The organism is Rhodococcus sp. BS-15 (assembly GCF_000813105.1).
Lineage (GTDB): Bacteria > Actinomycetota > Actinomycetes > Mycobacteriales > Mycobacteriaceae > Rhodococcoides.
Genome location: NZ_BAOX01000616.1, coordinates 1 through 713, shown reverse-complemented (window position 1 = coordinate 713; position 713 = coordinate 1). Strand labels below are relative to the sequence as shown.

Below are 713 nucleotides of genomic sequence, written 5' to 3'. Positions count from 1 at the left end.
TCGCCGAGCGTGCCGCCCAGGACCCAGCCACAGGCTGCATGACGGTTTCCGATCGCCGAATCCCGACGCGATCGATTCCGGCGGCAGATCGGCCTGCAGGGACGCGTCGAGGGAGACCTTGGCGAGTGCACTGGCGCTCGACGCGACGAGCGCAGCCACCGCTGCGGCGAGCAGGCTGTCGGTGACCGCGGCGACGACGGCCACGACCGTGACTGCGAGGGTGCAGCGAAGAACCACCAGGGACGCCGGCCGAGCTTGATCCTGGCTCCGAGCGCGTTGCCGGAGAAGTTGCCGAGACCGGCGGCGGCTCCGACGAGTCCGAGCATCGCGGCCTGCTGAAGCGGCTCGTGTTCGGTACGGGATTTGGCGACGAACGCGATGTAGAGCGTCAGGAAGCCGGTGAGAATCCGGATGGTGCCGTTGCCCCAGAGCCCGACGATGACCGCCCGGCCCAAGGGCTGTCTGCGGTTCTTGGTGGTGCCCGACGCCGGGGGCGACGGGGGCGTGCGGCGGATGTTCTCGGTGGGAGCCCCGCTTCCGGCGTAATCGCGATCACCGTGCTGATCGGCGTGGTAACTCAAGGTTGCGGGCACTTCACCCTCGGTGATCTCCACCCAGGACGGAATGCGCATGCTCAGGTAGGCACCGAGCACGGTGATCGCGGCGACGAACCACAGGCGCCCGGCGAACCCGCGACGAACGCGATGCCGCCG

Annotated in this window: 1 pseudogene; it reads right to left on the bottom strand. The window is 69.1% G+C overall.

The annotated features are described in order from the left end of the window. A pseudogene (locus tag RHBS_RS28290) lies at positions 1–713 on the bottom strand (MFS transporter); the annotation flags it as partial.